Below are 19,591 nucleotides of genomic sequence, written 5' to 3' on the forward strand. Positions count from 1 at the left end.
CAAGAGTGGGTGTCTGGCTGCACGCGTCAGGCCACAAAATCCGGCCTGTTGCATGCAATGGGATTATCTGCTTGCCAGCCAGGCATGCAAATCATCGCGGGTCAGGGGTTTGGAATACAGATAACCCTGGGCGATATGGCAATCGTAAGAAAGCAGGGTGTTTGCCTGCATTTCACTTTCCACACCTTCGGCAATAATGGACAGCCCGAGGTTTTTGCCAAGCTGAACAATCATTTTGGCAATACTGCCTTCATTTGGATTTTTCTGGATTTCATTGACAAAGGCGCGGTCAATTTTCAATTTATCTACATCGAGTTTTTGCAAGTGACTCAGTGACGAGAAGCCGGTACCAAAGTCATCAATCGAGATGCTCATGCCCAGTTGCTTGATCTGGTGCAGGGTCTTGATCAGCAATTCCGGGTCTTTCATGGCCATGGATTCAGTAATTTCAAGTTCCACATATTGCGGCGGCACCTGGGTATCTGCCAAGGCCTTGTTCAGTGATTGCATGAACAAGGGATGTGAAAACTGAACTTGTGAGACATTGATGGCCATCTGGAAATTGGTATAACCCAGGCTGCGCAAATGCACCAGTTCAAGACAGGCGGTACGCAAGACCCATTCACCGATATCGACAATCAGGCCGGAATATTCGGCGATGGGAATAAACTGATCCGGCGGGATGAATTTGCCTTCATCGGTTTTCCAACGCAACAAGGCTTCTGCCCCAAGTACGCGTCCATCGCGCATGTCAATTTGGGGCTGGAAAACCAGAAATAATTTTTTTTGCTCGAATGCCGCACGCAGGGCATGCATGAGCAAGACGCGTTCGCGTATCTCCACCCCCATATTGCGGGTGAAGTATTCATAACCACCCCTACGGTTCATCTTGGCGCGCTTAAGGGCAATATTGGTGTCTTTCAGGGCTTCTGAGCCATCGCTTTCATAATCATCAAGCTTGATCAGGCCTATGGTCGCTGAAAGCTGAACGTCTTGTTGATCGACGTCGAAGGGGGAGTTGAACAAAGCCAGGATCTTATCCGGGCATACCAGGCTTTCGTCGCCCAGCAAGGCAAAAGTATCGCTGCCAACCCTTGCCAGTTGGCAATGCTCACCAAAATTGGCAACCAGTCTTTGCGCAACGGAATACAGAAGCTGATCACCAAACTGATGACCAAGTGCATCATTGGTCTCGGCAAAATGGTCGATATCTATGAGCGACAGTGAACTGTGGTTTTTGAGTGAGGTCATCAGCGTCTCATTCAAGGTCTGCAGCAGCTTGAGGCGGTTCGCCAGGCCTGTCAGCGGGTCATAGAAGGCGTAGTTATGCAGACGTGAAGTCAGCATAACATTGTCCAGACCCACAGATACATTGCCGCAAAACACACCCAGCAGGCGCTTGTCCATCTCATTCAGATGCAGGCCGGTGTTGAGGTAGAGCGTGAAATCCTTTTGTGCGACATTGTTGAAGTAGAGTGCGGTCGATTCTGCTTCAAACACACTTTGGCGGGCTTCCAGCGAGCGTGTGACGATATCGCCAATTGCATGGTTGTCCAATTGCTCTAGTGGTTTGTTCAGGCTGCCCAGGTACATATCGGTGGCGGCGATAATGTACAGGTCATCACTTTCTTCCTGTAACTCTACCGGTACCTGCCGGGCGCAAACGAATCCCTCTGTATTGAGTCCTAACAAGCCGGCAATCTGCACAAGCACTCCGGCCGCAAAATTTTGCAGACCCTGCAGTGCCATCAATTCGGTGCTGGCATGGATAATCATCTCCAGGCCGCGCCTGCTGGCACTGATGGCGCAAATCTGTTCGTAAGAGCGTATGGCCGAGGTGACGGCGGTATATAGCTTGGTGCGGGTCAGTTCTGATTTGGTTTTGTAATCATTGATGTCGTAATCGCGTATCGCATCGATTTCTGGCGCATAGCCTGGCTGGCCGGTACGCAGGATGATCCTGACATCAGTGAGGCCCAGGGTCTTGCGGATATGACTGACCAGTTGCAGGCCGGCGTCCTCCTGCTCCATGACCACATCCAGCAGGATAATGGCAATATCAGTTTCATTTTTCAGGATGTCGCGGGCTTCTGCGGCGGAATACGCGTGCAGGAAACTCAGGGCGCGGTGCTGGATCTCCAGGCTACCCAACGCAAAGGTTGTGGCGGAATGGACATCCGGATCATCATCAATAATCATGATCCGCCAAGTCTGCGCAGGCCGCGAAGCCGCCGCAGTTTCGTCGCTGTCTGGTTCATCAAGGAAAACCAGATCATCTTCAGAAGAGTGGATCGTTGAATTCATCTGTAATGCGGCTCCATGCTTGGCATATCGTATGGTAAGGGCACTGCAAAATTGGTTCCTTGCGGAACTATGACATTAAAAGTATCGGGAGCCAAGCTTCAAATATTTATCATTGGTAAGAATAAAACAAGATTCACCCGAGCGGGGATAAAAATGCCCTGAATTTGACTGGAATGTGCGAAAAATAGTGAAATCTTTTGCTACATCATACAGAGGCTAAATTCTGTACTGGGCGCTTCACTGGTAAAATGGAATTTATTCTGTCTAACCTCTCATTTTCGAAATAATATGTCCGGTAATACTTTTGGCACCTTGTTTACTGTTACAACCTTCGGCGAATCCCACGGTCCAGCTATCGGTTGCGTGATTGATGGCTGCCCTCCGGGCATGGAATTGTCTGAAGCAGACATACAGCCAGAACTTGACCGCCGCCGCCCCGGTACATCGCGCCATGTGACCCAGCGCCAGGAACCTGATACGGTGGAAATTCTGTCCGGTATATATCAGGGCAAGACGACAGGTACGCCGATAGGCCTGCTGATCCGCAACCAGGACCAGCGCAGTAAGGATTATGGCAACATCACCGAAACTTTTCGTCCAGGGCATGCCGATTTCACTTACTGGAATAAATACGGCATTCGCGACCCGCGTGGCGGTGGGCGCTCTTCTGCACGTTTGACTGCGCCCGTTGTTGGTGCCGCAGCAATCGCAAAAAAGTGGTTGCATCAGCAATATGGGACAGTGTTTCATGGCGGTATGAGTCAACTGGGTGAAATTGTCATTCCATTTCAAGCCTGGGAACATGCGTCAACTAACCCGTTCTTTGCACCAACGACTGATGTTGCATTGATACAGCAACTTGAAGATTACATGGATGCCTTGCGCAAAGATGGTGATTCCATCGGTGCCAAAATCGATGTCGTGGCCTCTAATGTACCAGTTGGTCTGGGTGAGCCTATCTATGACAAACTTGATGCAGAAATCGCCTATGCAATGATGGGTATCAATGCAGTCAAGGGTGTGGAGATCGGTGCAGGCTTCCGTTCAGTTGCACAACGCGGCTCTGAACATGGTGATGAACTGACGCCTGAGGGTTTTGTTGGCAATAATGCCGGCGGCATATTGGGAGGCATTTCTACTGGTCAGGATATTACGGTTTCAATTGCGATCAAGCCTACATCTTCAATCCGTACCCCGAGAAGATCAGTCGATAAAGACGGTAATCCTGTCATGGTGGAAACTTTTGGTCGTCATGATCCCTGCGTTGGCATCCGCGCCACCCCGATTGCGGAAGCCATGCTGGCGCTGGTCCTGATGGACCATGCCCTGCGCCACAGGGCGCAATGTGGTGATGTCAAGCTGGGTGCCTGATACCAGGTCACCATTCACCTTTCTCTGGGTTTAGTCGGGATCATGCTACACTGGGCGCGCAGCTTTGGTGCGTTCCTGTTGAGTGATTTGTGAATGCCTTGCCCTGTCATCGTCTGTGCAATTCTGCACGCTGTTTTTGTTGCTCTATTCCAAAATATTCACTGGTAATTTTCCAAAATACCATCGGAATCCAGATGAAAATTTGGCGATTTTCATCAAACTCCTGCATTTATACTGAAACTTTCATGCACCAATTTGGCGTGAGGGTTGGTTTTGCGTTGCACAATTGTGGCATAATCAAATGCGAAAAAAAGATGCAGTACAGGATGTAGCAAGAACCAATGACTTATTTCCAGGCTTCAGATTATGCTTAAAACGCTTTACGATAAATTATGGGAATCCCACGTAGTCCATTCCGAAGACGATGGCACTGCAATTCTCTACATAGACCGCCATTTGTTGCATGAAGTCACGAGCCCGCAAGCCTTTGATGGTTTGAAGCTGGCCGGACGCCAACCGTGGCGACTATCCGCCAATCTGGTGGTGGCAGATCATAATGTGCCAACGACAAACCGCGTCAATGGTATTGATGACCCGATTTCACGTCTGCAGGTAGAAACGCTCGACGCCAACGCCAAAGAATATGGTTTAACCTATTTTGGCATGGCAGACAAACGCCAGGGCATCGTTCACGTTATCGGGCCGGAGCAGGGCGCAACTTTGCCGGGCATGACAGTCGTCTGTGGTGATTCGCATACATCGACCCATGGTGCGTTTGCCTGCCTGGCGCATGGTATAGGCACATCTGAAGTTGAGCATGTGCTGGCGACACAAACCCTGATCGCTAAAAAATCCAAATCCATGCTGGTACAGGTTGATGGCGCCATGCCTGTCGGCGTGACAGCTAAAGATATCGTGCTGGCGGTGATTGGCAAAATCGGCACTGCTGGTGGTACTGGTTATGCGATTGAGTTTGCTGGTTCAATCATTCGCAGCCTGTCGATGGAAGGCCGCATGACGGTTTGCAATATGGCGATTGAAGCTGGTGCGCGTGCCGGTATGGTGGCGGTGGATCAGGTTACTATTGACTATGTCAAAGGCCGTCCCTTGTCACCCGTCGGCCCGCACTGGGACAGAGCAGTCGAATACTGGAGAACCTTGCACACGGATGCCGGTGCCAAATTCGACATGGTCGTGACCTTGAATGCTGCCGAAATCAAACCGCAAGTCACCTGGGGTACCTCACCTGAAATGGTGGTGGCAATAGATAGCCGTGTACCTGATCCTGAGCAGGAAAAAGATGCAGTCAAGCGTGATGCGATAGAAAAAGCCCTGATCTACATGGCGCTGCAACCGAATACGGCTATTTCTGATATCCGCATTGATAAAGTATTTATCGGTTCCTGCACCAATTCGCGCATAGAAGATTTGCGTGCAGCAGCTGCCGTGGTGCGTGGCAAATATCGCGCATCAAATGTCAAACTGGCGATGGTGGTGCCGGGCTCTGGTCTGGTCAAGGAGCAGGCTGAGCGTGAAGGCCTGGATCAGATATTTAAAGCTGCTGGCTTTGAATGGCGCGAACCAGGTTGCTCCATGTGCCTGGCCATGAATGCCGACAGGTTGGAGCCGGGTGAGCGCTGCGCTTCCACTTCCAACCGTAACTTTGAAGGCCGTCAGGGGCAGGGTGGCCGCACTCATCTGGTATCACCCGCAATGGCAGCTGCCGCAGGTGTAGCAGGACATTTTATAGATGTACGTGGATTATCTTAATTTGCTAGGAGAGATGACATGAAAAAGATATTTGTATTGGCGATGTGCGCACTGGTGCTGACTGCATGTAATACCGTTCAAGGTATAGGCAAAGACGTTAAAAAGGCTGGTGAAGCAGTCGAGAATGTAGGTAAAAAATAAGCAACAACATGGAAAAATTTACTTTACTCGATGGCCTGGTTGCGCCCATGGACAGGGCTAATGTCGATACCGATGCCATTATCCCCAAGCAGTTCTTGAAATCCATCAAACGTAGTGGCTTTGGCCCCAATCTGTTTGATGAATGGCGTTATCTCGATCATGGCGAACCTGGCATGGACAATAGCAAGCGTCCTGTGAATCCAGATTTTGTGCTGAACCAGCAGCGCTATCAGGGTGCTTCGATTTTGCTCGCACGTAAAAATTTCGGTTGCGGTTCTTCGCGCGAGCATGCGCCATGGGCTTTGGAGCAATTTGGCTTTCGCGCGATTATTGCCCCGAGCTTTGCAGATATCTTCTTTAATAACTGCTATAAAAACGGCGTGCTGCCTATCGTCCTGGGCGAGGCTCAAGTCGATACATTGTTCAATGAAGTCAAGGCTTTCCCTGGTTATCGTCTGATCGTCGATCTTGAACAGCAAGTTGTGCGCACCAGTAATGGCAGTGCCGGCTATGGTTTTGATATTGACGCATTCCGCAAATACTGCATGCTCAATGGCCTTGATGATATTGGTCTGACTCTGCGCCAGTCTGACAGGATACGCGCTTTTGAAGAGCGCCATATAGCAGCGCAACCCTGGCTCGCCAATACTATCTAAGTCGTCTGAATGTGCTTAAAAATAAGCTAAAAAATAAGCTATCTAAATTAATTTGTTGAGAATATGAAAATTGCTATTTTGCCGGGTGACGGCATCGGTCCGGAAATTGTTGAGCAGGCAGTCAAGGTGTTGAATGCGCTGGGCGAGTCTTTTGAAATGGAAACCGCACCAGTAGGTGGCGCAGGCTATGAAGCATCTGGCCATCCTTTGCCAGAAGCGACGCTGAAACTGGCACTGGAAGCCGATGCCGTTTTGTTTGGCGCAGTAGGCGACTGGAAGTATGACACTCTGGACCGTCCACTGCGTCCTGAGCAAGCCATTCTGGGTTTGCGCAAAAACCTCAAGTTGTTCGCCAATCTGCGCCCAGCCATCATGTATCCCGAACTGGCAGGTGCATCGACATTAAAACCAGAAGTGGTTTCTGGTCTGGATATCCTGATAATCCGCGAATTGACCGGCGATATTTATTTTGGTCAGCCACGCGGTGTGCGCGTATGTCCTGATGGCCCATTCAAAGGTGAGCGCGAAGGTTTTGATACCATGCGTTATGCTGAGTCAGAAATCCGTCGTATTGCCCACGTGGCTTTTCAGGCTGCACAAAAGCGCGACAAGCGTCTGACCAGCGTCGATAAAGCCAATGTGCTGGAAACTTTCCAGTTCTGGAAAGACATCGTCACTGAAGTGCATAAAGAATACCCGGATGTGGCGCTTGATCATATGTACGTCGATAACGCCGCAATGCAACTGGTGCGCGCACCGAAGAAATTTGACGTTATCGTCACTGGCAACATGTTTGGCGATATCTTGTCTGATCAGGCGTCCATGTTGACTGGTTCCATCGGCATGTTGCCATCCGCCTCATTGGATGCAAATAACAAGGGCCTGTATGAACCTTCACATGGTTCAGCGCCAGATATCGCGGGCAAGGGTGTAGCGAATCCGCTGGCAACCATTCTGTCCGCAGCGATGATGTTGCGTTATTCTCTGAATAAAGCAGAGCAGGCCGACCGTATAGAAAATGCGGTCAAGAAAGTATTGGCGCAGGGTTTGCGTACTCCTGATATTTATGAGGCAGGTACCACCAAGGTTGGTACTGGCGAGATGGGACAAGCCGTATTGCAGGCATTGAGTTAATTTAGTCCTTACGCAAAACCGCCCCAGCTGCGTTGCAGCGACTAGTCGTACTAAAGTACTGTCTTTGTCGCAAAGCCTTGCTAGGACAATTTTGCATAAATCCTATTTGTTCGTGAAGGGCAGGGACGTCCTGCAAAATTTTAGGGAAAAATGATGAAACTGGTAGGTCTGGTAGGTTGGCGCGGTATGGTGGGTTCTGTCCTGATGCAACGCATGCAGGAAGAAGGTGATTTCGATCATATTGAACCCGTGTTCTTTTCAACGTCCAATACAGGTGGCGCGGCCCCTGCAATGGCGAAAAATGAAAAGACCTTGCAAGACGCAAATAATATTGATGCGCTCAAGAAGTGCGAAATTATTATTACCTGCCAGGGCGGTGACTACACCAATGAAATTTACCCAAAATTGCGCGCTAGTGGCTGGAACGGTCACTGGATTGATGCTGCGTCCAGTCTGCGCATGAATGAAAATGCTGTCATCGTACTGGATCCGGTGAATTTGCCTGTGATCAAGCAAGCTCTGGTCAATGGTCAAAAAGACTGGATAGGCGGCAATTGCACAGTCAGCTGCATGCTCATGGGTGTTGGTGCTTTGTATAAGGCAGGCCTGGTTGAATGGATGAGTACGCAAACTTACCAGGCAGCATCTGGCGGCGGTGCCCAGCATATGCGCGAACTGTTGACGCAATATGGCACTTTGAATGCAGAAGTTCGTTCACTGCTCGATGACCCGAAAAGCGCGATTTTGGAAATCGACCGTAAAATCATTGCCAAGCAACGTTCTTTGACTGCCGATGAAACTGCCAACTTTGGCGTACCACTGGGTGGTTCGCTGATTCCCTGGATAGACAAGGATCTCGGCGACGGCATGTCCAAGGAAGAATGGAAAGGCATGGCCGAGACCAACAAGATATTGGGTCAGGGCGAAGGATTTGGTACAGCCGCTGTTCCGGTCGATGGTTTCTGCGTGCGTATTGGTGCCATGCGTTGCCACAGCCAGGCTTTGACATTCAAACTGAAAAAAGACGTGCCGCTGGCAGATATCGAAGCCATGATCGCTGCTGACAATGAATGGGTAAAAGTTGTACCAAATACCCGCGAAGCCAGTATTCGTGATCTGACACCGGTTGCTGTTACTGGTACCATGACTATTCCGGTTGGCCGTATCCGCAAACTGGCGATGGGCCCGGAGTATGTTGGTGCATTCACCGTGGGTGACCAATTATTGTGGGGTGCGGCAGAACCGCTGCGTCGTATGCTGCGCATTCTGATTGACTAAAAACTCAGCAAAACTTGATGTTTTAAAGTAATTGTTAAAACTTGTTGTAGAATATAGGGGGGCGTTTAACGCCCCCTTGTTGTTTTTGAAACTCCAGAAAAATCTAATTTGTTGTCTTTTTTGGAATTAATTTTAATAAATAAACAATTAGGATTTTGGCGATTATTTTTCACTTGTCATTTGGCAACAACATTTATGCGATATCCTTGCACTTCAGGGTTCTTAATGTATTTACCACTGTGATAAATCGCGTTAAGCTTGCGTGGCAATGTTTGTAATGTTAATGTGAAACATTAGGACGAGTCGCTAAGCAATGTGTAAAGCGTCACCCAGCGGACTTTGTTCGCCAAAAATTCCCAATATGTCTGACAAAATGCATAATCAAAAAAAATCGTCTGTGATTACCGTGGGACGCAAGGCGTTAAGTGTTGCTGTAGCCTCGTCCTTGTTCATGTTGTCCAGTGCGCATGCTACCGGTCTCGGTAAGCTGACCGTACTTTCCGCTCTTGGGCAACCCTTGCGCGCAGAGGTAGAACTTACCTCTCCCGCCAAGGAAGAAATCGATTCCCTGGTGCCCAGGCTGGCATCCCAGGAAGCTTTCAAACAGGCGAACATAGACTTTAATGTCGCATTATTGTCACTGCGTTTTGCAGTTGAGCAGCGCGGTGCGAATTACGTCATCCGCATTAGCTCATCGCAGGCAATGAACGAACCTTTCGTTGATATGCTGCTGGAGTTAAACTCCGCCAATGGTAAGCTGCTGAGAGAATACACCTTCTTGCTGGACCCCGCTGAGTTGCGAAACAGTCAATCTGCGCAAGTCAGTAATCCCGTTGTTGTTGCTAACCAGCCACAGAATACGTCTGCATCCAATGCAGCCAAAAACACCCGTTCAAATACGATTGCAAATAATCCTGGTTTAAGAAATGACAGGTCACCAGCGCCAAAAAACGCTGAAGCCGGCAAGGAAATCAAATCCGCCGGCGAATATCAGGTCAAGGCTGGTGATACTTTAAGCAAGATAGCCGGTAGTTATCGTGCTGAAGGCGTTTCCCTGGATCAGATGCTGGTCAGTATTTACCGCGCCAATCCACAGGCTTTTGCCGGTAATAACATGAATCGCCTGAAATCCGGCCAGATACTGACCGTGCCGGACGCTGCTTCTGCCAACACAAGTGCAGGCAACACCAATGAGGCCCACTCAGTTGTGGTAGCGCACGCCGCTGATTTCAATGCCTACCGCAACAAACTGGCAGGTCAGGTGGCAGATGCTCCAGCAGAAAAAGCACCGTCCACCAAACAAAGTGGTGCCGGCAAGATTACTGCCAAGGTAAAAGAAGTCCCAAGCGCGACGACTGATTCGCCAGATAAACTGAAATTGTCCAAGGCTGGACCTGCTTCTGCACGTACCTCAGGCAAGGGCGGTGAAGAAGATAAGCTCGCCAAGGAAAGGGCAGCGCAAGAAGCCAATGCGCGCGTCAAAGAACTTGAGAAAAACGTCACTGACCTCAAAGGCTTGCTCGAAGCGCAGAAGATAGAAATCAAAAACAAGGAGCTGGCAGCCAAGCAGGCAGAGTTGGCCAAGGCTAAGCCTGAAACCAAGGCAAGTGCCCCAGCTCCAGCATCAACACCTGCGCCAGCGTTGGCAAGTGTAGCGTCCGCTCCCGTAGTTGCACCTGCACCTGCACCCGCACCGGCTTCAGCGCCAGCGTCTGCTCCGGCATCTGTTTCCGCGCAGGCAAGTGCGCCAGCACCAGCTAGCACGCCAACCGCTGCAGCGTCCGCAGCTTCTGTTGCTACGCCAAAACCACCGGTCAAGCGCAAGATAACGGCACCGCCACCTCCGCCACCACCTCCCGAGCCTGGTTTCTTTGATATTATTTCAGACAATCTGTTGCTAGGAGGCATAGCTTTAATAGGTATCCTGGGTGGTATTGGTATTTGGACCAGTCAGCGCAAGAAAAAATTGCAGCACTTTGAAGACAGCATCTTGACCGGTTCCAGCATGAAGGCCAACTCCATGTTTGGCTCTACCGGTGGTCAGAGTGTTGATACGAATAACAGCGTTTTCAACTCCAATTTTGCACCATCTGCGAGCCAGCTGGATGCCAATGAAGTTGATCCTGTTGCTGAGGCCGATGTGTATATCGCCTATGGCCGTGATTCTCAGGCAGAAGAAATCCTGAAAGAAGCTTTGCGTACACAGCCAGACCGTCATGCGGTCAGGGTCAAATTGCTGGAAATTTATTTTGGCCGAAAAGATGCCAAAACTTTTGAGCGTCTGGCCAGTGAGTTGTATGGCATGACCAGTGGTGAAGGTGATGACTGGGCACAAGCTGCCTCCATGGGTATCGTGCTTGAACCAGGCAATCCTCTGTACGCCGGTGGCAAAGCCAAAGCTGACATGGCTGCTGCATCTGGTCTGGGTTCTGGTACGCAACCATTGGAAGACCTTGATCCTGAGGCGCTGCTGGCCAATTCCCTGTCCCAGGACATGCTGGAAGCGATCAGTATCATTGACACAGCCCAGCGTGATGGCGGTGCCGCAAAAGCCAATGCGATTGCAGAAGAAGCGGCGATGGATGAGCATGCGCTGGATTTTGATCTCGACATCTCGGCTATTCCTGAACCAGAAGTGCCAAAAATTCCTGAGCCTGTTGCCCATGCTGCGCCAGCCGCAGAGCCTGCTGCAGCACCAGAAGTCGATTTTGGTACGATAGACTTTGATTTTGGCAGCAAGGATGATGTGCCTGCACCTGCACCTGCTCATGTGGTGGCAGAGGCGACCCCCGTCGTTGCAGCAGAGCCAGAAGCTGAGAAGTTCGAGCTGGATTTGGGTCATATAGATTTCGCGGCGGACAAACCGGCAGCAGATCATTTGTCTCTGGATATCTTGCCACCAGATGAAAAATTGGATGAAAATCTGTTGGCAGCATCCCTGGCTGGAGAGTCTGCAGAGACACCATTGCCTGAGCTGGCAGCGCAAAAAGCTGAGGCGGATGCCATGTCTGCTTTTGAATTTGATTTGTCCGGTATTGACCTTGATCTGGATCCGGGTGCAGCACCTGCGTCACCCGCAGCAGAAGAGGCTCCGGCGCACAATGCTGAAATGGCAACCAAGCTGGATCTGGCAGTTGCCTATCATGAAATCGGTGATAAAGAAGGTGCCCGCGAATTGCTGGATGAAGTACTCAAGGGCGGTACTACTGATCAGGTAGAAAGAGCCAAGTCCATGATAGCTCAAATGGCTTAATGGTCTTGTCGTAGTCATAACGGGCGCAGCGCATGCTGGCGCCCGTTTTGTTTTTTGGAAATCGCATTGTGTTGAAACGATTAGTTTTAGGTGTGCAGTACGACGGTAATTCCTGGCAAGGCTGGCAAACGCAGCCTTCTGGTAATACCGTGCAAGACGCGTTGGAACGGGCTTTGCAACAATTTAGTAAAAGTGACATCAAAACCACCTGCGCCGGGCGCACAGACGCTGGCGTACATGGTATTGAGCAGGTCGTCCATTTTGATACCGAACTGGTGCGCGAATCTTATTCCTGGGTGAATGGCGTGAATGCCTTTTTACCCGCCTCTGTTGCTGTTCAGTGGGCGAAAGAATTGCCGATGGACCCTGAGTCAGAAGACAATTTCCATGCGCGTTTTAGTGCCCGCGCCCGTACTTATCATTATATTTTGCATAATGCCGCCATCCGTTCACCCATGTGGAGTGGGAGGGCAGGCTGGACTTTTCGTCCACTTGATGTACAGCGTATGCGTGCCGCCGCTTCGCACCTGTTGGGTGAGCATGATTTTTCTGCTTTCCGTGCCTCTGGCTGCCAGGCGAAGACGCCGGTCAAGCACATGTATGAGATACGGATACAGCGCCAGGGTGAAATGATTATCTTCACCTTGCGCGCCAGCGCCTTCCTACATCACATGGTCAGGAATATCGTTGGTTCCCTGATCTTTGTTGGTACTGGCAAAAGAGAGCCGGAATGGATGGGAGAGGTTTTGCTCAGCAAGAACCGTGAAATTGCTGCGCCTACATTTATGCCTGATGGTTTGTATCTGGCAAGGATAGACTATGAGGATAAATGGGGCTTGCCGCAAAGAGATTTAGTGGAATCCTTGGCTTTCTTGTCTTTTTTGTAGTGATCAACTGACATCAGGCCGACGATTTCTCGGCTTTCCGGGGTGAAATCCGGTAAAATGGCGTTTTGCAAAACCCAAATTGAAGGCGCTCGCCTGGGGAAGCTTGCCCAGCTCAGAGCGCTTTTTTTATAGCCGGTATTCGCTTCACCTTTGTTTTTTTCGTAATTTCAATGAATAACATCCGCAATTTTTCAATTATTGCCCATATTGACCACGGCAAATCCACCTTGGCAGATCGTATTATTCAGCTTTGTGGCGGCCTCTCCGACCGCGAGATGGAAGCGCAAGTGCTTGATTCCATGGATATTGAGCGTGAACGTGGTATCACGATCAAAGCTCAGACAGCGGCATTGCATTACAAGGCACGCGACGGTCAGATATACAACCTGAACCTGATCGATACTCCCGGTCACGTCGATTTCAGTTATGAAGTCAGCCGTTCCCTGTCTGCATGTGAAGGCGCATTGCTGGTGGTCGATGCATCACAAGGTGTGGAAGCGCAGACAGTAGCGAACTGCTATACCGCCATTGAATTGGGTGTTGAGGTCGTGCCGGTCTTGAACAAGATTGATTTGCCGTCCGCCGACCCTGAAAATGCCTGCCAGGAAATTGAAGAAGTTATCGGCATAGATGCTTCAGATGCAGTGCATTGCTCCGCTAAAACCGGCCTGGGTGTTGAAGATGTATTGGAATCCCTGATTGTTAAGGTGCCACCTCCGCAAGGCGATCCAACAGCGCCTTTGCAAGCGCTGATTGTCGATTCCTGGTTTGATAATTACGTCGGTGTTGTCATGCTGGTGCGTATCAAGAACGGTACTTTGCGCCCTAAAGACAAGATACTGTTCATGGCAACAGAAGCGCAGCATCTGGTGGAAAGTGTAGGCGTATTTACCCCTAAATCACTGAGCCGTACAGAATTGTCGGCTGGTCAGGTAGGTTTTGTTATTGCGGGTATTAAAGAATTGAAGTCAGCCAAAGTTGGTGACACGATTACTGTTGCCAATAAACCTGCTGCCGAGCCTTTGCCGGGCTTTAAAGAAGTGCAGCCGCAAGTGTTTGCCGGTCTGTTCCCGGTTGAAGCCAATCAATACGATGCCTTGCGTGATTCTTTGGAAAAGCTCAAGCTCAATGACGCTGCCCTGATGTATGAGCCTGAGGTGTCGCAGGCGCTGGGCTTTGGCTTCCGTTGCGGCTTCCTGGGTTTATTGCACATGGAAATCGTCCAGGAACGTCTGGAGCGTGAATTCGACATGGACCTGATCACTACTGCCCCAACAGTGGTGTATGAAGTGGTCATGGCTGATGGCTCCATCCTGATGGTGGATAATCCTTCCAAAATGCCTGAGCCATCCAAGATAGAAGAAATCCGCGAACCTATCGTCACCGTCAATCTCTACATGCCGCAAGAATATGTGGGCTCGGTGATTACCCTCTGTACCCAGAAGCGCGGTGTGCAGATGGATATGAATTACCACGGTCGCCAGGTCAAGCTGACTTATGAAATGCCGATGGCTGAGATTGTTCTGGATTTCTTTGATCGCCTGAAATCGACTTCTCGTGGCTATGCGTCCATGGACTATGAGTTCAAGGAAAACCGAGCCGCAGACGTGGTCAAGGTTGACATGCTGATCAATAGCGAAAAGGTGGATGCGCTGGCAATTATCGTGCACAGGGCAAACAGCCATTTCCGTGGCCGCGCTGTGGCCGCCAAAATGCGCGAACTGATCCCGCGCCAGATGTTTGACGTGGCGATCCAGGCTGCAATTGGCTCAAACATTATCTCGCGTGAAAACGTCAAGGCCTTACGTAAAAACGTTTTGGCCAAATGTTATGGCGGCGATATCAGCCGTAAGCGCAAATTGCTGGAAAAACAAAAAGCAGGTAAGAAACGCATGAAGCAAGTGGGCTCGGTAGAGATCCCGCAAGAAGCGTTTTTGGCGATTTTACAAGTGGATGAAAAATGAATTTCCAATCAATCTTGGGTAATTTTGCCCTGATCCTGTTTGTCCTGACCATAGTGACCGGCATTATCTGGTTTCTGGATGTTTTTGTCTTTGCCAAGCAACGCCGCCAGAATGCTGACAAGGCTCTAGCCGAATACGACGCTCGCCGCGCCAAGCTGTCTGCCGAAGGCATACGCCTGGAAGAAAATACCCGTCATGACATAGAAGCAAATCTGCTCAGGCAACCAGTCTGGATAGAATATTCAGGCAGCTTTTTTCCGGTGATTGCCTTGGTATTTTTCTTACGCTCTTTCTTGTTTGAGCCTTTTAAAATCCCTTCCAGCTCAATGTTGCCGACATTGTATGTTGGTGATTTGATACTGGTGAATAAATTTACTTACGGCATACGTTTGCCAGTGATTAATAAAAAAATCATCTCTATCAATGATCCACAAAGAGGGGATGTCATGGTATTTAAATACCCTGAAGATCCTAGCGTGGACTATATTAAACGTGTGGTTGGTGTGCCTGGTGATAAAATTGTGTATAAAAACAAACGTTTATCCGTGAATGGTAAAGAAGTTTCATATGCGAATATGCCCGACTTCCGTGATAATCTTAATTATCTGAAACAATACAAAGAGCAATTGACTGGCGTTACTCATAACATTCTTGTCAATGAGCAAAAACCGGTTTACGACAGGGGCCAGGTGCTCGATTTTAAGGACAAAGAGTCTTGCTCTTATGAAATTGACGGCTTTAGCTGTACTGTTCCACAGAATCGCTATTTCATGATGGGTGATAATCGTGACAATAGTGCTGACAGCCGCTACTGGGGTTTTGTGCCAGATGAAAATATTGTTGGAAAAGCATTTTTCATCTGGATGAATTTTGGTGATATCGAACGCATTGGTAGTTTTCATTAAATTTCAGTTTTAATCAGGAAAAATCTATGTCAAATATTCAATATTCCGCATTCAAAAAACAAAAAGGTATTACCCTGATTGGCTTGATCATGGCGATTGCCGTCATCATTGTTATTGCCATGGTTGCAATGAAAGTGGTGCCTACTGCGATTGAATATAATTCCATCAATAAAGCGATGAATAACGTCAAGAATGGAACCAATCCCAGGGAAATACAGATCGCCTTTGATAAACAAAGGGAAGTTGGTTATTTTGATGCGGTGACAGGCAAGGACCTCCTTATCATCAAAAATAACGAGGGTGGATATGACCTGCATTTTTCTTACTCCAAAAAAATTCCCCTGGTTGGTCCAGCCAGCATATTGATGGAGTACTCGAACACTACTGCAAAGAATGGTGTCGTCATTACAAAACCTGCCAAGGCAGAATAAGCTACTCGTATGAATCAACAACTATTGCAGAAAAGGCTGGGGCACCAGTTTAGCAACCCCGCTTTGTTGCAGCAGGCTTTGACACATCGTAGTCATAGTGTTTTGCATAATGAACGTCTGGAATTTCTTGGTGACTCTGTCTTGAATTGCGTGGTCGCCTCCCTGTTGTTTGACAGTTTTGCCAATATTGATGAAGGTGATTTGTCGCGTGTACGTGCCAATCTGGTCAAGCAACAGTCACTGTATGAAATCGCCCAGCGAATAGAGTTGTCGCAATTCTTGCGTCTGGGCGAGGGTGAATTGAAATCCGGTGGATTCCGTCGCCCATCTATTCTGGCCGATACGCTGGAAGCCTTGTTTGGTGCGATTTTCCTGGATGCAGGTTTTGACGCCGCGCGTGAAGTGATACGTTCACTGTATGCGCCCGTGCTGGCCAGTGTTGATCCTACTACTTTGGGTAAGGACGCCAAGACTCTGCTGCAAGAATTCTTGCAAAGTAAAAAAATCGCTTTGCCGCAATACAATGTAGTAGCAACACATGGCGCAGCACATAACCAGGAATTTGAAATTGAATGCCTGGTCCCCAAATTGGAAATACAAGTATTTGGCACTGGTGGTAGTCGCCGCGCCGGGGAGCAGGCAGCAGCCAAGCTGGCACTGGAAACAGCGCTCGCCATGCTGGTGCGTTCACCTGCAGCTAAAAAAACCAAACCCCGTGCTTCGCAGCTTAAGCTGGCTGGCATAGCCACCGTGCAAGGTGAGGCTGCTGTTGAGACCAAGCCGCAATCCGCCAAGCAAAAAAGCCTGCTGGATGCAGAAGTACCCAAGGCTGAGAAAACCAAAACTACAAACAGCGCCGTTACCAGCGCCGCTGCAGCAGATGAACTGCTGACGCATGATGCACAACCCGAGACTCACCCTAAGACTGCCTGACGACCGCATGACTGAATTAATAGACAATCCTGATTTCCGCTGTGGTTATATCGCCATCGTCGGGCGACCTAATGTCGGTAAATCGACCCTGATGAACGCCCTGATAGGCGCCAAGGTCAGTATTACGTCGCGCAAGGCACAAACCACGCGCCATCGCATTACCGGCATACAGACCAAAGACAATACCCAGTTTGTGTATATTGATACGCCGGGCTTTCAGACCCGCCATTCGAACGCACTGAACCGCACGTTGAACCGCACTGTCACGACAACACTGACAGCTGCAGACGTGATTTTGTACATCATAGAAGCAGGCACATTTGGACCGGCAGATCAGCAGGTTATTAATCTGCTGCCTAAAGATGTGCCTTGTATCCTCGTCATCAACAAATCAGACCGCGTTAAAGACAAAGCCGTGATGATGCCTTTCGCCCAAAAAGTGGCAGCACTGCATAATTTCGCAGCAATCGTGCCGGTGTCGGCAACTCTGCGCTTCCAGCTGGAAAACCTGGAAAGTGAAATCCGCAAATACCTGCCACTGAACCCACCGATGTTTGGTGAAGACGATATCACTGACCGTAGCGAGAAGTTCCTGGCAGCAGAAATCGTCCGTGAAAAACTGTTCCGCTTTGTTGGTGATGAACTGCCTTACACCAGCACCGTGTTGATAGAAAAGTTTGAGCAAGAAGGTAATCTGCGTCGTGTCTTTGTCGCCATTCTGGTCGATAGGGACGGTCATAAATCCATGGTCATCGGTAACAAGGGTGCACGCTTGAAAGATATCTCCACCCAGTCGCGCCAGGATATGGAAAAACTGTTTGGTGGCCCCGTGTATCTGGAAATCTGGATCAAGGTCAAATCCGGCTGGGCAGACAATGAAGCCGGTTTGCGTGCCTACGGTTACGAGTAAATCTATCCATGGATGAGCAGGCAGTCGCCGTGCAGGAAGACAGCGCCGTAACAGATGCGGCGGCTGTGCCGCCAGCGCCACCTGCTGCAAAAAAAACTGCTGCAAGACCACGCGCACCTAAAGCAAGTACGGCAAGCTCAGCAAGCCCGCGCGCTGCCAGCAAGTACCCCGCCAAAGACTTGCGCATACTGGAGCAGCCAGGGTTTGTCCTGCATTCCTGGCCCTACAAAGAAACCAGCCTCATCATTGATGTATTGACGCGTGACCATGGACGCATAGCCTTGGTTGCCAAAGGCGCAAAGCGCCCACATTCACAATTGCGTAGCGTCTTGCAAACCTTCCAGCCCTTGCAACTGGGCTGGACAGGCAAGGGCGAGATACGCACGTTGACGACAGCAGACTGGGTAGGCGGCATGCTGCCACTGGAAAAATCAGCCTTGCTGTGTGGTTTTTATCTTAATGAATTACTGGTCAAGTTCCTCATGCGTGATGAAGCGCACCCGGAATTGTTTGATCTGTATGTCTCCACGCTAAACCAGCTTGCCCATGATGAGCCAGCTACCATCGTGCTGCGCCGCTTTGAGCTGGCCTTGCTGCGCGAATCCGGTTTGCTGGGTGATCTGACTCGTTGTACGCAACAGCGTGAACGCGTACAGGCAGAGCAATTCTATGTGCTTGATCCTGAACGCGGCCCCAGGCCTGCCATGCATGCAGACAGCGTGCCCAGGGTCAGTGGCAAAACTTTGCTGGCCATGCAGCGCGGCGACTATACTGAGCAAAGCACGCAACTACAAAGCAAGTTGCTGATGCGCTTTTTGCTTGCCCATCACTTGCATGGTGCTGCACTGAACACACGGCAAATACTGATTGATTTGCAAAATCTATGAATATCCATCAACAAAGCCAGTTGATAGAACTGGGCGTGAATATTGATCACGTCGCTACTCTGCGCAATGCGCGCGGTACGACTTATCCGGATCCCTTGCAAGCCGCCTTGCTGGCAGAAGAAGCAGGCGCAGATTGCATCACCCTGCATCTGCGTGAAGACCGCCGCCATATCCGCGATGCAGACGTAGAACAATTGCGCCCACGCATCTTGACGCGCATGAACCTGGAAACAGCCGTCAATAATGAAATGCTGGATCTGGCGTGCCGCATCCTGCCGCAAGACGTTTGCCTGGTGCCAGAACGCCGTGAAGAAGTCACGACAGAAGGTGGCCTGGATGTCGCCCGTGATTTTGCCAGAGTGCAGGCTGCGATCAGGCAATTGCAGGCGGCAGGCATACGTGTGTCACTATTCATTGATGCAGATGAGCAGCAGATACAGGCCAGTTCAGAGGCAGGCGCGAGTGTCATAGAAATTCATACTGGACGCTATGCTGATGCGGCTGATCCAGCGTTGCAGGCGAAAGAGCTGGCGCGCATATCACAAGCCGCTATTGCTGGCATACGCCACGGTTTGAAAGTGAATGCCGGCCATGGCTTGCACATGACTAATACTGCCGCAATCGCTGCCATCCCTGAAATTTCAGAATTGAATATAGGCCATGCCATTGTTGCGCACGCTTTGTTCGTAGGCTGGCAAAAAGCCATCAGCGACATGAAGGCCCTGATGGTCAAGGCTCGCCTGGCAAGCTTGCATAGAGCGGCCTGA

At 49.9% G+C, this 19,591-nt stretch carries 16 protein-coding genes; 15 read left to right on the forward strand and 1 reads right to left on the reverse strand.

Features of this window, described 5'->3' with window-relative positions; translation table 11 throughout:
- Positions 1–63: 63 nt before the first annotated feature.
- On the reverse strand, positions 64–2,304 hold the full coding sequence (locus ACO0LI_RS18345; protein ID WP_422952138.1) for a GGDEF/EAL domain-containing response regulator: 2,241 nt from the start codon (positions 2,302–2,304) through the stop codon (positions 64–66).
- Positions 2,305–2,592: 288 nt separating this feature from the next.
- On the opposite strand from ACO0LI_RS18345, the gene aroC reads away from it, so the two are divergent.
- The 15 genes from aroC to pdxJ all read left to right on the forward strand — a co-directional run bounded on the left by aroC (position 2,593) and on the right by pdxJ (position 19,591).
- Positions 2,593–3,675, forward strand: coding sequence for a chorismate synthase (aroC, locus tag ACO0LI_RS18350; protein WP_422952137.1), 1,083 nt, complete (start codon positions 2,593–2,595; stop codon positions 3,673–3,675).
- A 366-nt stretch (positions 3,676–4,041) separates the two neighbouring features.
- Positions 4,042–5,445 (forward strand): 3-isopropylmalate dehydratase large subunit, encoded by a 1,404-nt coding sequence (gene leuC / locus ACO0LI_RS18355; protein ID WP_422952136.1) that lies wholly within the window; start codon positions 4,042–4,044, stop codon positions 5,443–5,445.
- Positions 5,446–5,463: 18 nt separating this feature from the next.
- Complete coding sequence (locus tag ACO0LI_RS18360; protein ID WP_162040888.1) at positions 5,464–5,586, forward strand: entericidin A/B family lipoprotein; 123 nt, start codon at positions 5,464–5,466, stop codon at positions 5,584–5,586.
- Between the two features lie 8 nt (positions 5,587–5,594).
- Positions 5,595–6,242 (forward strand): 3-isopropylmalate dehydratase small subunit, encoded by a 648-nt coding sequence (leuD, locus tag ACO0LI_RS18365; RefSeq protein ID WP_423034329.1) that lies wholly within the window; start codon positions 5,595–5,597, stop codon positions 6,240–6,242.
- 63 nt (positions 6,243–6,305) lie between these two features.
- Entirely contained in the window at positions 6,306–7,376 is a 1,071-nt protein-coding gene (gene leuB, locus ACO0LI_RS18370; RefSeq protein WP_422952134.1) for a 3-isopropylmalate dehydrogenase, read from the forward strand.
- Between the two features lie 150 nt (positions 7,377–7,526).
- On the forward strand, positions 7,527–8,654 hold the full coding sequence (gene asd / locus ACO0LI_RS18375; protein WP_422952133.1) for an aspartate-semialdehyde dehydrogenase: 1,128 nt from the start codon (positions 7,527–7,529) through the stop codon (positions 8,652–8,654).
- Between the two features lie 373 nt (positions 8,655–9,027).
- Positions 9,028–11,907 (forward strand): FimV/HubP family polar landmark protein, encoded by a 2,880-nt coding sequence (locus tag ACO0LI_RS18380; RefSeq protein WP_423034331.1) that lies wholly within the window; start codon positions 9,028–9,030, stop codon positions 11,905–11,907.
- A 71-nt stretch (positions 11,908–11,978) separates the two neighbouring features.
- Entirely contained in the window at positions 11,979–12,794 is an 816-nt protein-coding gene (gene truA / locus ACO0LI_RS18385) for a tRNA pseudouridine(38-40) synthase TruA (protein ID WP_422952182.1), read from the forward strand.
- 170 nt (positions 12,795–12,964) lie between these two features.
- Complete coding sequence (gene lepA, locus ACO0LI_RS18390) at positions 12,965–14,758, forward strand: translation elongation factor 4 (RefSeq protein WP_422952131.1); 1,794 nt, start codon at positions 12,965–12,967, stop codon at positions 14,756–14,758.
- Positions 14,755–15,663: a signal peptidase I gene (gene lepB / locus ACO0LI_RS18395; RefSeq protein ID WP_423034333.1), complete on the forward strand. Its 909-nt coding sequence runs from the start codon at positions 14,755–14,757 to the stop codon at positions 15,661–15,663. The genes lepA and lepB overlap by 4 nt, the downstream gene beginning before the upstream one ends.
- Positions 15,664–15,689: 26 nt before the next feature.
- Complete coding sequence (locus tag ACO0LI_RS18400; protein WP_422952129.1) at positions 15,690–16,094, forward strand: DUF4845 domain-containing protein; 405 nt, start codon at positions 15,690–15,692, stop codon at positions 16,092–16,094.
- A gap of 9 nt (positions 16,095–16,103) precedes the next feature.
- Positions 16,104–17,027: a ribonuclease III gene (gene rnc / locus ACO0LI_RS18405; protein WP_423034335.1), complete on the forward strand. Its 924-nt coding sequence runs from the start codon at positions 16,104–16,106 to the stop codon at positions 17,025–17,027.
- 7 nt (positions 17,028–17,034) lie between these two features.
- Entirely contained in the window at positions 17,035–17,937 is a 903-nt protein-coding gene (era, locus tag ACO0LI_RS18410; RefSeq protein ID WP_423034337.1) for a GTPase Era, read from the forward strand.
- An 8-nt stretch (positions 17,938–17,945) separates the two neighbouring features.
- Entirely contained in the window at positions 17,946–18,824 is an 879-nt protein-coding gene (gene recO, locus ACO0LI_RS18415) for a DNA repair protein RecO (RefSeq protein ID WP_422952126.1), read from the forward strand.
- A complete protein-coding gene (gene pdxJ, locus ACO0LI_RS18420) occupies positions 18,821–19,591 on the forward strand; it encodes a pyridoxine 5'-phosphate synthase (protein ID WP_423034339.1) in 771 nt (256 codons plus the stop codon). Before recO ends, pdxJ begins: the two co-directional genes overlap by 4 nt.

The organism is Undibacterium sp. Tian12W (assembly GCF_049339405.1).
GTDB lineage: Bacteria > Pseudomonadota > Gammaproteobacteria > Burkholderiales > Burkholderiaceae_D > Undibacterium.